Origin of the sequence: Alteromonas sp. BZK5 (assembly GCF_014349115.1) — a bacterium.
In the GTDB taxonomy this organism is placed as follows: Bacteria; Pseudomonadota; Gammaproteobacteria; order Enterobacterales; family Alteromonadaceae; genus Alteromonas; species Alteromonas macleodii.
The window spans coordinates 1-13,059 of sequence record NZ_JACSOE010000091.1 but is presented as its reverse complement, the minus strand read 5'-3'; the positions used below and the strand labels follow the sequence as shown (position 1 = coordinate 13,059).

Below are 13,059 nucleotides of genomic sequence, written 5' to 3'. Positions count from 1 at the left end.
GACACCGGCGGGAATAAGAATAGAGGCAACGCATCGAAAGGAAATAATAGCGGCGGCAACAGTCGCGGCCGCACGCAAAAGCAGCCAAGCATGCACAAACGATAGCAGCAAAAACGCCCAGAGCTTGTAGACTCTGGGCGTTTTTTTAAGGCCTATTGTCAACGATGACATTGCGCTTTCGTCGATTTATCCCGACTTATGCCTCGTCCACTATATAACAGGTCACATTTTCAAGCTTGGTAAGTTCCCCACTTTGGTCGTTACGCAACACGCACTGTTCACCATCACTTAGCAGCGTAAAGCTATAAACAGGGTTGTCGTGCCTTCCGTCAAAAGGTAATCCCCTGCCATCTACCTTTGCTTTACGCTCAATCGTTATGCTCGCGGTTTGACTGAATGCATCATCGGCTATCGTTATGTTTAGACCACCAAACCAGTTGCTGATCTTACTTTCAATAGCTTGCTTTTGACTCACACTAATGGATTTGGTTACTGCCTCGTGTAACTCAGCCTCCTGCGTTGTCGCGCATCCGCTCGCCGAGAGCAAAAGTATGGCGAGAGGTGCTGCTAGCAGTCTTCCTTTTAGCAGTTTTCCTTTTTTATTAAGAAGCGACATTACTTGCGCTCCTGAATAACAGGCTGATTTATTTTGTTGTGTAAAATAAAGTTCTCTTTGCGTTGTTCAGGCTTGTCGATAGGAATGAGCTTTTCGCCCCCTAACGCACTTTGATTACTGCGCAGTGCTTTGACATCCGCCACGCCGTTTGACGTGACAACTTCGGGACATGAGCCTGTAGCAGCATATTCCAATGCGGCTGACAGCATCCCTTCATCCGGATCACCCAAGCTTGCGGTAAAGTCATCTTCAACTTCACACCCCGGCAACTCAAAATCGAAATTAGGCGTGGTGGTAGGCATGAAACCATCAGCATAATCACCAAACCCTTTGTTATTCACCCCTTGGAACTGGATAGTAAAGTAAGTCTCACCACAATTGTCTGTTGGGTAGAACCCATACGGCTTACCACAAGTAGTAGAGCCAATTTGCACTACTTCTACATCAATACCACGAAGTGCATTCATTACCGCTTCACTTGCTGAACATGTCGCGCCCGTGGCTAAAACGTAAACCTTCGTCAGCGAAAGGCTAGGCAGAAGCGTGTCGGTAAGTTGCCCTGCGTTATAGTCAATAACATTGCGGTAAAACGGTGTTGGACGAATGGTCTCTCCGGTGACAGGGTTGGTGTTTGGGTTTTTATCGTTAAAACGCAATGTTTCAAAGGTTGCGTTATTGGTTTGGTTCGGACCCGCTATCATATAGGAAAGCTGTGAAGCTAGCGCCAAACGTCCTCCGCCGTTGTAGCGAAGGTCAATAACGAGCTCGGTCACATTTTCTTCAACAAACATATCGAACGCATCAATTAATCCTTCTTGCGCGGTAACGATAAAGGTATTGAATTGGAAGTAGCCCGTTTTGCCGTTTTCGGTATCGAGTACCTTTGCGTTTTGAACCGGCGTTGCGCTGATATCGCCGGAGGTGATGTCTACTGAGAGAGTTGAACCATCAACCTGCACAAACTCAAAGCTTGTAACCGTACCTGCGTCTTCCGGAAACAGCGCAGCATTAATCGCGTTGACGCCCTGCTGCGTGTTGTCATTGACAAAGTCGACGCCGTTTATACGCGAAAGGGTCGCACCGCGAGGCACGCCAGCAGTAGCTGCAGGTGAACCCGGCTCAGTGAATCGCACTGTTAGTACTCTCGGCACGGTTGTTGAACCAAATTCCCAATCAAACCCATAGCCCGATGAAATCCCCGATTGAGACAGTTCGTTATATTCGGCAGTGTCCTGTGAAAAGTGGAAGTTATCTTTTGGCGTACCGCTTGGCGTTAGCTCATTGGTTTTAAGCTGATCAAAATATCCCAACACTGAGAAATTTGCAGGGTCATTGTCATCTACATCGTCGTACCACAAGTAAGTGTCATTAGTCCAAGTACGTAGCCACAGCTTTTCATCCATGGCGGTACCTTGTGTATCTGGGTAAGCCCTATTAGTAAAAGGATCAATACCGCTTCTAGGAGTCTCACATTTCGCTAGATATTGAGATTGCGGTTCATACACCCCCGCTTCCCATTCTGGCTCTGTTGTTACAGGTGTCGTTGGCGTGGTAGGCGTTGTCACCACAGGAGGGGTATTAGACGAGCCTGAGCCGCCTCCACATCCAGCTAGAAGAGAAATCGTGACTGCAAGTGCAACAGAAGAATACGTATACGCTTTCATGATTTAGAAAATATCCTTTTAAAACGGCTAGCCCAAAACTACTAAACTTGTGCTAAAAACAACTTTTATTAGCATAGCCGATAGTGACATATCCTTCTAAGCGTAACTACATAACAAAAGTTTAAAATGTTTCGAAATGTAAGAAAACGTGTTGCAGAGTTGATGAGTAAATGTCATTCGTGACGCGTATCGCTCTATCACGGTAGAAAAGAAGACTACCTACTCTGCCGTAACAATATGCTTATTATCGTCTCTGGTTTAACTGCAACACACCTACCGACCGTGCAGTTAAGCTACTCACATATACACCTTCATCTGTCTGTATTGCGCCTGTAACAAAGGGAAATGCACCACTAGGGTCTTGATAACTTTGTAAAACCTCTCCGCTTTCGCTTATTTTAACAAGGTGCCCGTATGCTTGACCTTGTGGGCGCATGAACTGTGGCAGACGCTGTACAATTTTACGAATGAAAGGCTTGTCAGATAGAGCGTCAACGGGAGCGGAGCGAGGCGAAGCAAGACCCAGAAAGTACGCGCCGCTCGTTGCCTGGCTGATGTTGTCTGGGAATCCGGGCAAATTATCAATCACGACCTCCACTTGACCCTGTTTTGGCCCAACTAGCCAATAGCGCAACACGCGATATTTACCGGTTTCGTTGACCAACACTGAATTTTGATCATGGCTTATTGCGACACCATTCGCAAAAACCAAACCATCCATCAGTACATTACTCGTTCTACGTACTGGGTCGTACTCTATAAGCCTGCCATTGCCTCTATGTTCCAAAATTTCTAGCAGGCTCGCTTGCAGCGTTCCCCCATACTCTTTGGCAGAGAACTTGGTAGTTGCGTCAGTGAAGTAAATATTGCCGTTGTCGGCAATATCCACATCGTCCGCATATACAACGTTAGTGTTTTCTACTTGGTTAACCAATACCGTCAGCTCACCTTCAGGGTCTGCAATTAGCAATCCGCGATGAGCATCGGCGATTAATAAGTTGCCGTTGGTATCAAACTCGATACCGAGCGGACGTCCACCAGTGTTAATCCACGGAGTAAATGTTGCCTCACCTTTTTTCTTGAGTAATACCGCACCAGAATGAGTGGCGGTTGCAATAGTTCCCGCAGCGTTTATCGCAAAATCCTCCGGCCCTTTATCTTCGCCTAATTCAATAAACGAAAGGCCCGCCAAACGGTTGTTTTCAATAAACTCCCCCGAAAATCCGCTACTGCTCGGTGCTTGCCAGCTTATTGGCGCAATGGGGACTGGCCACAATAGTAAATATCCTAAGACAAGAATGACAACGCCACCGAATACCTTCATTTATGCTCTCCTGCAAGCAACGCATGTTGTGTATCTATCAAGCATAGCAAGCAACCCTCCGATACTCTGCTTTCGTTTATAAATAGAACACTATCATCCAGAGCTTTCTAAATAGCGCATGTTCAAATAAGCATTACAAATTCGTTAGGTAGCATCCATTCCCCCCTTCAGATCGTTTGTTTATAAAATGCTACAGAGGTACGTCATGCCATTTTATGCAAAAACACTCGGAGATAATCACGCTAAGCAAGTAGACAAAGAACTACGTGCGAGCCACGCGGGAGAGACGGGAGCCGTTTGGATATACCGTGGTGCTCTATTCGCCGAATGTGTTTTAAAACTGGTTAATCTTTCTGGCACAAACAACGAGGCACAACCCTTCATATATGAGCACCTTAAAACGGAAAGACGACACCTCGCCGTCTTTGAAAACGAAATGCCGCTTTTCAGGGGAAGTTTTATTTTACCTTTATGGATAGCTTCTGGGTTTATCACCGGCTTTATTCCAAGACTTTGCGGTATAAATTGCTTTTACTACACCATTTACCGAGTAGAGCAGTTCGTAGATTCGCATTACGAAGAACAATGTAAGCGCATTTCTGCGTTAGCCAGCCCCCCTTCAAACGTTATAAATCGGTTTAGACAATGCCAAGCAGATGAACAATATCACAGAGATGAAGCGCTGTTCCTAATGACAAAAAGGCCGTCGTTATTAATGAAATTATGGGGCGCAGCCGTTGAAAAAGGCTCTTCTATTGCCGTTGCAATCGCAAAAGTGATTTAAGTTTTCGAGCTTATGCGCAGTGACCTGTGATAAAAAATAGGCATCAGAGAAATTATTAATTGAAAAAAAAGAGACGCTTTTAGAGTGGGAAAAAAGGACAGAGTTCGGCTACCAAAACCCTGTGACAACTGCGGTATCAATGCCGACACACAGTTTCGTATTCGATGTGGTGATGAAGACACGTGGCGTATAGTATGCAAAGCTTGTCAAGAACGAGCAAAGGCCAGCAATGGCTATATGTATGGCGGTACGTGGAAAAGAAAGAAGCGTAACTAAGGGGCTTCCTGTGAGCCCCTAATAGTTACGATAAGATTTACGCATTCACTCTTTTTTCTTGCGCTGATTGAGGCGCGTTGTTACTCGCGTCGGCTTCAATCTGAGTTTCTGCATTTTTAGCTCGCTTAATCAGCGTATTAGCACGATAAACACTCCACACCACGTACACCGCCATAGGTATATTAAGCTGAAGTGACGCAACCGATAGCGTCGCGCTTTGGTGCACAGCCGCATAGGCTATGAGTAACACCATTACGCTTAGGCCTGATATAAGCAACCATATCGGCTTTGTGAGTGATTTAACTCCCACTGTAATGCCGGTATTAAATAGCATAAGGCACCAAAAAACGGTGATGAGCGAGCCTGTAAAAAACATATCTGCTACAGCAGTTAATGCGAGTGCACTCACACTACCCCACACCGTGCTGTACCAAAGCCTGCTTGCTAACGGCGGATGCGCCTTCTTAGACAGCCAAATCTCCATACCCGACACGCAAAGCATGGTCAGCATTACACCAAGAACAAAGTACAGCCATTTGCTGGTAAGGCCGGCGAAGTCACCGAAGTGCAAACGGTACATTGCCCATACCAACTGCTTACCCCATTCACCGAATTCATAGCCGGCCACACCGATAAAGTTACCCGCCGTATCGAATCGATAGCCTTCGGCGTAGATCATTCTATTGGGCGCCTTGGCATATATTTCGATGAACTGTTCTGGTTCACCAACTTCGTGTACCGTTAAAAATATTGGAGACTTTTCTGGCGCTAGCGTTTCCATTTGCGCAAACGCTCTACCAATAGCCGGTTTCCCCTCCTGTGGCACTAATACAGGGTCTGGCGTAAAGATTTTCTGGATAACCGCGTCGCGATCGCCTTCGTAATTTAGTGAGGCAACAACCACCAAAATGATCCCTGCCATACCAAAATATGCGCCTGTTATACCTATAACTAAATGAAAAGGCGCTGCCCATAATCCAAAACGGTTGTGCAAATCAATTTGAGCTTGCTGACCGTTGCCACCCCGTCGAAGTTTAAAAGCATCTTTTGCTATTCGTTTGTGAGCAATAATTCCAGTGACGACAAGGGTACAGATGATAGCGCCCAAAGCGCTGACCAAAATCATTCCCCAACTTTGTGGCAAATTGAGATACAAGTGCAAGTTCACAAGCATTTCGGTAAAAGACACGCTTTCTTGCTCTAATAAGTTACCTTCACTGTCGGCAAAGTAAGCAGCATGATCGTTTTCTACCACCAACCGAGGGATATCTGATGTAGGGAAAACCACATAAAGATGGTGAGACTCCTGCGTATTCTGAGCTAAAAAGGTGTCCATCGCCTTTTCAACAACATCAGAAGAAACATTCTTCATTTCTTCAATATGCGGCTGTTCCCACCTTTCAAACTCTAAGTGAAAAACCGCAACGGTCCCAGATAAGCACACCAAAAAGAGAAGTACACTTAGAAAAACGCCTACCCAAGTATGTGCATTTAATGCATTTTGTTTTGTTATTTTATCCATCGATATTCACCTACATGGGGAAGAAAATAAGTATTGGTAGGCAAAGCGCAGCCAAAACTGCGTAAGCAACAACAACTTTAATTTTGTGGGCGGTAGCAAGGTAGTGATAAACAATAAGACCCCACCAAATTGGCAACAGCACGATACCTGTAGCCAACTTCCCTGCTATTGAGAATGGTAGTAGCGCACATAGTCCTAGCGTCAATAACACGCTCACAACCAATAAAACAACCAGCACCACGATGTAGTTTGCGATGTTCCCTAGAACTGTACGTCGCGAGAAATCAAAGCTCCTCGGCTGAGGTACATTTTTTGGCTGAGGTAAATGCGTTTGGTTAAACGCAATAAAAGGCCACACTAAAATGGAAGGAATACACAGCGCATATAGCACGCCAAACTCCCACCCCTGAGCATAAGACCAGCACACTGCTGCAACCAGCCATACGACAAGACCCAAATAAAGATACGTTGACGCTTGAGCGCGCCAACTTTTATAAATAACACCTAAGGCTGCAAGTGTTAAACCACCCGCTGCAACTGAAAGCATGATAAATCCTTAAAACGAATAGGTTAGCGACGCGTTCACTGTTCTGCGTACACCAGGGAAACAGTCACCTCTGAATAAGCAAGACGTGAGATATTTTTTATCGGTCACATTTCTTACATTCAGCTGCAAATTCAAATTATCTGCTAGCTCGTACGACACCATCAGGTCACCAAGGGTGTAGCTAGGTGTGTCGTATCTGATGACACCATTCTCAGAAACTGATTCTCCCACGTAGCGAATACCAACTCCTACCGTCAGCGCTTCAAGCTCAAGTGGAGAATAATTTACCCATAGGGATGCATTGCTGTCTGGCTGTGCTGACAACGAAAAACCGTTAGGATCTTCTGCATCCAAGACCGACGCCGCAAACTGCGCTGTTATTTGGCCAAAGTCTACGCGCCCTTCTAGCTCAATCCCTTCAATGGTCGTTACGCCTTGCTGTTGCGCCGCTTCGTCTGGTAATCCGTTAGGATTAGGAAGGTTTGAAACTTCAATATCGTAATACGCCAGCGTGATAAAACCAGGTACTGACGAGAGTTCATACTTAATCCCTGCCTCGTATTGACGACCTTCTTCAGGCTTAAGCTGGTTGTTATTGTTATCTAGTCCCACTACCGTCTCGAACGACTCAGCGTAACTAAGGTAGGGAGAAATGCCGTTGTCAAAACGATACAAAATTCCAGCTGAGTATGATGTTTGCGTGTCATCCTGCTCAGTTACGCCCGTATCATTATCAACGCGGTCGTGACGTAGGCCTAGCGTTACCCGCCAGTTTTCATAGGAAATTTGGTCTGATAGATATAACCCCGTGTCCGTAACCGTCTGTTCAGGCGCATCGTTGTAGATTGCGTCGAAAATGGCTTGCTCTGGTGCGCCTGTGTACTCAGGGTTAGCCAAGTCCAGAATGTACCTAAAATCACCTTGTAATACCCCACCACCAGCATAGTAAGCAGAGTTGGCGTCAGTTTTAACATGTTGATATTGTACACCCGCTAATAACTCGTGTTCGAAAGCGCCTGTTACAAAGCCCTTGTTTACACGAATATCAAAAGCGTGTTGATTAAACGTATTGTCTGCTTGATAAAACGTTCTCGGCACAAAGGTATCGGTAGGCGCGACCGGTGCCCCTACAAAAGCGTTTAGATAGCGAGTACCGCCCGTAAAAGTGGGCCACGCTTGGTGGTAGTCTGCCTCACCATCTCGCCATAAGGCAGTAAATGAAAGTGACGTTGTATCGTTAATCAAGTGCTCGCCAAGCAAAGTAACTTGGTTCGACTTAGTATCAAATTTATTAAACCCTGGTTCACCTGCGTAAACATCTTGGTCGGGTAAATAAGTGCCGTCAGCCAAAGGCAATAATGTCCCTTCCACAGGAATAAACTGCGCTGCTGTATCACTATCAGTATCTTGGAATAACCCGATTAGCGTTAGCGTTGTATCGTCAGAAGGCATGAAGGAAAGTGACGGCATGAATACTTGGGTGTCATCGCTAACATAATCAACCTGAGAGTCAGCATTACGATATATACCAACAAAACGCCCCATCCACCTATCATCTTCAGACAGGCTGCCGTTTACATCCACCCCAACTTGCGCGCGGTCGAAGTTTCCGTAGGACAACACCACTTCGCTTCCTTTGCCTAACGTGGGCGTTTTTGACACATAGTTCATTATGCCACCGGGAGAGCCCTGACCGTAAAGTACAGAGGCAGGCCCCTTAAGCAACTCAACCTGTTCCATTGTGTAAATTTCAGCTCGCGTAGAATTATAGCTGCCAAACAACTCTTGAATTGAGTCGCGATAGCGCGGAATACTTAATCCTCTGGAAGAGATTGAATCGACTCGGGTGGCGTATCCGTATGACTCCCCCGTCACGCCCGCCATATAGGTGGCAGACTGAGAAAGATTTAACACACCTTTTTGCTTTAAATCTAATGCGGTTTCAATGGAAATTGTACGGGCGAGTTCAACAATCGGTGTATTTGTTTTTGTTGCGCCAAACGGAGAACGCATGCCCACTACTTCAATCTTTTCTACTGCATTCGCTTCTGCTTTTTCCCCTGTTGCTTCTCGCTTATCTATAGCTAAGCCAGCGCCACTTTCATCTTCCTGAGCATGTGCGTGAGACACTAAGATAGCCGCTACCGCCAAGCTGAGTAATTTCTTATTCATGTTGAGTGTTTTCTGTTATTAATTTTTAAGACCCATCAATTCGCCTATTACAAGAATGAAGTGAACTGAAGGCTGCATTAGTACTTTCGTCTAATTTAGCAAAAACTTACACAAATGATAACCAGTATCATTCACATTAACATCAATAAGTAACAGAAAACGCGTTAACCGAGGTTGTTAAGTAACATAAAGATACGCGCATACAAAAAAGCCGAACTAACAGCGTTAGCTCGGCTTTAACTCTCATGAGAACTGAAAGGCTAATGACTATGCCGCTTCACTTTCCTGTTCAGACTCAACCACTTCATGGCTTAATAAGTATTCAAATGCAGCAAGCGATGCTTTCGCGCCCTCACCCATCGAAATAACAATTTGCTTATACGGTACTGTTGTTACGTCACCGGCTGCAAATATACCCGGCTCAGATGTATGACACTTAGTATCAACAATAATTTCGCCATACTGCGTCATGTCTACCGTGCCCTTCATAAACTGACTGTTTGGTACAAGTCCAATTTGAACAAATACACCTGCAAGTTCACGGGTGTGCACTTCGTTAGTTGAGCGATCTTGGTATTCAATTGCGTTCACTTTGCCATTTTCAGCAGTAATTTGGCGCGTTGCCGCGTTCTTGATAATGGTAATATTATCGCGCTTTTGAGCTTGATCGATAAGTACCTTGTCCGCTTTTAGTTCTGGCATAAATTCAAATACCGTCACCGATTTTACAATGCCTGCAAGGTCAAGTGCCGCTTCAATACCTGAGTTACCACCGCCAATGACCGCTACGTCTTTACCTTTGAAGAAAGGGCCGTCGCAGTGTGGGCAGTACGCAACACCATTACCGATGTTCTCTTTTTCGCCCGGAACACCAAGTTCTCTCCAGCGGGCGCCTGTCGCAACAATAACCGTACGAGTGCGGATCTGTTCGCCAGAAGAAAGCGTAATGGTTTTAATATTGCCTTTCTCAATGCTATCAACGCGTACGTGCTCTTTGAGCGTAATGTCGTAATCGCGTACGTGCTCCATCAAGTTACCAACAAGCTCAGGGCCCGTTGTTTTAGGTACTGAGATAAGGTTCTCGATACCCATGGTATCTTTAACTTGGCCGCCAAAAGTTTCAGCAACAATGGCAACTTTAAGGCCTTTACGGGCACTGTAAATCGCCGAAGCAACGCCTGCTGGACCACCACCGATAACCGTTACGTCTTGAAGTGGTAACGCATCGCCTTTGTTTGCTTCTTTAAGGCTAGGGTCGCGTTCAATTAACTTGTTGATAAGCACAGAGGCATCAACTTTACCATTCGCGAATAGCTCGCCATTAAGGTATACGCTCGGAACACCTTGGATGTCGCGCTCTTGAATTAGATTTTGATATAACCCGCCGTCGATCATTTCGGTCTTGATATTAGGATTAATCAAAGCGAATTGATTAAGTGCCTGTACGACTTCAGGGCAGTTGTGACAGCTTAAGCTAATGAACACTTCAAAATTAAGTGGTTCATTCACCGCTTTCACCATCGACTTAACGCTATCGTCTAGCTTAAGTTCAGTACCCGCTGCATGCAGCATGGCAAGTACAAGCGAGTTAAACTCGTGACCACCAGGGATACCAGAAAAACGAATTCCCGTATCTTCGCCGTCAGCTTCCAACAAAAAGCTGATTGCACTGCGCAACTCACCATTTGTGTCACGCTCTTCTACGTTTAATTTTTCGCTTACTGAAGCAATGTCGGACAGAAACGTCACAAGCTCTTCACGCTTGCTATGTTCACCGGTCTGTACGACAAAGGTTACGTTTTTTTGCATTGACTCTGCATATGATTTCAATGCTTGTAAAATTTCTTTAGTTAACACGGTTATTCTGCCTTATTTTCGACACGCCGATCCCCGCCAACCTTTTGAAGGGTCAACAACATAAGCGGAAATTGGAAATTAATATCAGGGAGTGGAGACCCACTCCCTACAAATTATTTGCTTAATACTGTGCAATGCACGAAGCGCTGAGCTTTCATATATTAAGCGCTAAGCGTGCTGCTTAGATTTTGCCTACTAGGTCAAGTGAAGGTGCTAGAGTTGCTTCACCTTCTTTCCACTTAGCTGGGCAAACTTCACCTGGGTTGTTTGCAACGTACTGAGCGGCTTTAACTTTACGCACTAGGTCATCTGCGTCACGGCCGATACCTTCAGAAGTGATTTCCATTGCTTGGATGATGCCTTCTGGGTCAACAACAAATGTAGCGCGGTCAGCAAGACCCATAGTTTCACGCATACAATCGAAGTTACGAGTGATTTCGCCTGTTGGGTCGCCAATCATTGCAAATTTGATCTTGTTGATCGTGTCAGAAGAATCGTGCCATGCTTTGTGAGTGAAGTGAGTGTCAGTAGATACTGAAAATACTTCTACGCCACGTGACTGAAGTTCTTCGTACTTGTCAGCGATGTCGCCAAGCTCAGTTGGACACACAAATGTGAAGTCAGCTGGGTAAAATACGAAAACTGCCCATTTACCTTTGATGTCTTCGCTGCTTACGTCTACGAATTCGCCGTCTTTAAATGCAGTTGCTTTGAAAGGTTTGATAGCAGTATTAATCAATGCCATGTTTAATTCTCCATTTGGTTTAAATTATTTTCGCACGTTAAACACATACGAATACAAACTTTACGTTTATTGTGTCGACACGGTTTTGCAGTTTTGTGAAGATATTCACGTAGCGCGAAATTCATGTCTCTCGAAACTGGTGATAAGAATAGCGCGCACAATCACAAAAAACTAATTGGTAAAAATGAATCGCTTAATCAGGTTATTGAATTGAACGATGAAAATTGAGCCAAAATAGATTGATTGTTTTGCAATACGGTTTCACCGGCTAAACTCTGCTGAATGAGAAAACTATGACCCATTCCCGACTACAGCGCATCTCCCACGAAATAATGCTAATCGATGGACACGCGCCATCTCGCACTTTGGCAAAGCATGCAAAAATGGAGGCCAGCCCCTTTGTTTTCTACAGAGGCAGTGCGCAGCTGTTTTACGCTGATATAAAAGCTGGCCTTATCAATTTTCCTAAAGAATGCGAGACAGTTCCCCTCACCAGCGTGATGGGAGACTGTCATACTTCCAATTTTGGCTTTCTCACAGAAGAAGGGTCTCACGGAGATACAGTGATCTTCTCACCCAACGACTTTGATGATGCGTGTGTCGGCAAAGCACATTGGGATGTGCTTCGTTATCTCACTTCATTGCACCTTGCCCAGATACATTGCCTAGGCACCGTTGATGGAAAGTATGCGTCCGATAACATCGACATCACTAAACCTGTTGTCAGCCACCAGCAGGTTATTAATGCGCAATACGCATTTATTGAACGTTATGTAGAAACCTGTAGCCAAGTAGTAGAAAACGCCATGGTGATTAACGAAGCCGTAGACTACTGCCCAGATGCCGTGCCAAGCAAGCTGACCAAACTATATAAAAAAGCCAAAGCCCGCAGCGCAGGAGGAGAAGACTTCACGGTTAAAAGTGCGCTGGCTAAAGCCGTTCATTTTGATGGCAAGACCTTGGGGTTTAAGGCCAACAGTGAGAAATTTTCTACCCTAAGCCCACAAGAATACGCCACGCTACTAGAAGCTTTTGCTCCCTACATGGACGATGCGGTAGTCGATATAGTGAAACGCCTGGACGCGGGCACCGGGTCGGTAAATATGGTGCGCTACTACTTTTTAGTAGGACCAGCAAAACCACATAATTCAGCAAGCTTTGCGCATTGTCATATTGTAGAGGTTAAGCAACAACGTGTTGCGGCGCCTATTTATTATTTTCCAGATTTTAACCCGGTTAATCGCCTAAATGCGGCACACCTTACAGCTCGATGCCAACGAAGAATGCAACGAAAACCCGACTTAGTGCTTGATGAAGTTAAGTTTGAAAATGCGCATTACCTGGTTCGCTCCCGACATCACGCTAAAGTGGGAATCGACCCACAAGATATTGCAATGGGAAATAAAGCGATAAATGGTGGCTTTGAGTATAATACCAATGCACACAGATAATCGCCCACTCAGAAGGCGCTGGCAAGTTTCCTAGCGAAGCGTGGGAATGCAGGAATGGCTGTTCCCTTTCAAATTCCCAGAATGAAGCTAGGAAGCTTGCC

At 45.4% G+C, this 13,059-nt stretch carries 10 protein-coding genes; 2 read left to right on the top strand and 8 right to left on the bottom strand.

The genetic code is table 11. The features are described 5' to 3' along the window. Nucleotides 1-196: 196 nt before the first annotated feature. From BIZ39_RS18145 to BIZ39_RS18135, 3 genes are all read right to left on the bottom strand, one after another. Nucleotides 197-616: a hypothetical protein gene (locus tag BIZ39_RS18145; protein WP_187447649.1), complete on the bottom strand. Its 420-nt coding sequence runs from the start codon at nucleotides 614-616 to the stop codon at nucleotides 197-199. Next, entirely contained in the window at nucleotides 616-2,280 is a 1,665-nt protein-coding gene (locus BIZ39_RS18140) for a S41 family peptidase (RefSeq protein ID WP_187447648.1), read from the bottom strand. Before BIZ39_RS18140 ends, BIZ39_RS18145 begins: the two co-directional genes overlap by 1 nt. Nucleotides 2,281-2,524: 244 nt before the next feature. Further along, nucleotides 2,525-3,604 (bottom strand): strictosidine synthase family protein, encoded by a 1,080-nt coding sequence (locus tag BIZ39_RS18135; protein ID WP_187447647.1) that lies wholly within the window; start codon nucleotides 3,602-3,604, stop codon nucleotides 2,525-2,527. A 205-nt stretch (nucleotides 3,605-3,809) separates the two neighbouring features. Between BIZ39_RS18135 and BIZ39_RS18130 the strand changes: the two genes are divergently transcribed. Further along, complete coding sequence (locus tag BIZ39_RS18130; RefSeq protein ID WP_187447646.1) at nucleotides 3,810-4,388, top strand: demethoxyubiquinone hydroxylase family protein; 579 nt, start codon at nucleotides 3,810-3,812, stop codon at nucleotides 4,386-4,388. Between the two features lie 313 nt (nucleotides 4,389-4,701). Here BIZ39_RS18130 and BIZ39_RS18125 read toward each other — a convergent pair whose 3' ends face one another. The 5 genes from BIZ39_RS18125 to ahpC all read right to left on the bottom strand — a co-directional run bounded on the left by BIZ39_RS18125 (nucleotide 4,702) and on the right by ahpC (nucleotide 11,507). Further along, nucleotides 4,702-6,186 (bottom strand): PepSY-associated TM helix domain-containing protein, encoded by a 1,485-nt coding sequence (locus BIZ39_RS18125; protein WP_187447645.1) that lies wholly within the window; start codon nucleotides 6,184-6,186, stop codon nucleotides 4,702-4,704. Between the two features lie 10 nt (nucleotides 6,187-6,196). Then, nucleotides 6,197-6,733, bottom strand: coding sequence for a hypothetical protein (locus BIZ39_RS18120; protein WP_168463198.1), 537 nt, complete (start codon nucleotides 6,731-6,733; stop codon nucleotides 6,197-6,199). Nucleotides 6,734-6,742: 9 nt separating this feature from the next. Continuing rightward, nucleotides 6,743-8,905 (bottom strand): TonB-dependent siderophore receptor, encoded by a 2,163-nt coding sequence (locus BIZ39_RS18115; protein ID WP_187447644.1) that lies wholly within the window; start codon nucleotides 8,903-8,905, stop codon nucleotides 6,743-6,745. A gap of 267 nt (nucleotides 8,906-9,172) precedes the next feature. Beyond that, nucleotides 9,173-10,762 (bottom strand): alkyl hydroperoxide reductase subunit F, encoded by a 1,590-nt coding sequence (ahpF, locus tag BIZ39_RS18110; protein WP_014976359.1) that lies wholly within the window; start codon nucleotides 10,760-10,762, stop codon nucleotides 9,173-9,175. Between the two features lie 181 nt (nucleotides 10,763-10,943). Beyond that, entirely contained in the window at nucleotides 10,944-11,507 is a 564-nt protein-coding gene (gene ahpC / locus BIZ39_RS18105; RefSeq protein WP_014949268.1) for an alkyl hydroperoxide reductase subunit C, read from the bottom strand. A 293-nt stretch (nucleotides 11,508-11,800) separates the two neighbouring features. Here ahpC and BIZ39_RS18100 point away from each other — a divergent pair, with 293 nt between their 5' ends. Continuing rightward, nucleotides 11,801-12,958: a DUF2252 domain-containing protein gene (locus BIZ39_RS18100; protein WP_262385806.1), complete on the top strand. Its 1,158-nt coding sequence runs from the start codon at nucleotides 11,801-11,803 to the stop codon at nucleotides 12,956-12,958. Nucleotides 12,959-13,059 lie beyond the last annotated feature (101 nt).

Excerpts from the sequence above, each read along its gene's own strand:
- BIZ39_RS18145 (WP_187447649.1), bottom strand. The coding sequence starts at position 616 with ATGTCGCTTCTTAATAAAAAAGGAAAACTGCTAAAAGGAAGACTGCTA.
- BIZ39_RS18140 (WP_187447648.1), bottom strand. The coding sequence starts at position 2,280 with ATGAAAGCGTATACGTATTCTTCTGTTGCACTTGCAGTCACGATTTCT.
- BIZ39_RS18135 (WP_187447647.1), bottom strand. The coding sequence starts at position 3,604 with ATGAAGGTATTCGGTGGCGTTGTCATTCTTGTCTTAGGATATTTACTA.
- BIZ39_RS18130 (WP_187447646.1), top strand. The coding sequence starts at position 3,810 with ATGCCATTTTATGCAAAAACACTCGGAGATAATCACGCTAAGCAAGTA.
- BIZ39_RS18125 (WP_187447645.1), bottom strand. The coding sequence starts at position 6,186 with ATGGATAAAATAACAAAACAAAATGCATTAAATGCACATACTTGGGTA.
- BIZ39_RS18120 (WP_168463198.1), bottom strand. The coding sequence starts at position 6,733 with ATGCTTTCAGTTGCAGCGGGTGGTTTAACACTTGCAGCCTTAGGTGTT.
- BIZ39_RS18115 (WP_187447644.1), bottom strand. The coding sequence starts at position 8,905 with ATGAATAAGAAATTACTCAGCTTGGCGGTAGCGGCTATCTTAGTGTCT.
- ahpC (WP_014949268.1), bottom strand. The coding sequence starts at position 11,507 with ATGGCATTGATTAATACTGCTATCAAACCTTTCAAAGCAACTGCATTT.
- BIZ39_RS18100 (WP_262385806.1), top strand. The coding sequence starts at position 11,801 with ATGACCCATTCCCGACTACAGCGCATCTCCCACGAAATAATGCTAATC.